Here is a 256-nt window from a genome sequence, read left to right as displayed (position 1 = left end):
CCCGGGCCAGCCCCTGCGCCATCTCCTGCGGATCGGGTGCGCTGGTCACCTGCTGTAGTTTCAGACGCAGTTGCGTCACGCGGGTGAGCCATGTCCCAAAGCTCAGCGTGTCGCCGCTGTCGCCGCCCTCATGTCCTGCCATCAGTCCCAGCAGGGGACCAAACACGCCATCCAGCGGACCTTCCGGCCCCCGGGCCTGCACCGCGAACTGCTCGCCGTCCGTCACTTTCCCCATCAGCTTTTTCGCTGAGTCCAC

The 256-nt window shown here is 66.4% G+C and carries 1 protein-coding gene; it reads right to left on the bottom strand.

Features of this window, described 5'->3' with window-relative positions:
- Window positions 1-256, bottom strand: a 256-nt coding sequence (locus AAIR21_RS28165; RefSeq protein ID WP_434682880.1) for a hypothetical protein, incomplete at both ends; no start/stop codon positions are given.

Source organism: Enterobacter sp. PTB, assembly GCF_051130085.1.
GTDB classification, from domain to species: Bacteria; Pseudomonadota; Gammaproteobacteria; order Enterobacterales; family Enterobacteriaceae; genus Enterobacter; species Enterobacter ludwigii.
Note: the sequence above shows the minus strand (reverse complement) of the source record. Positions and strands in the feature narration are given on the sequence as shown.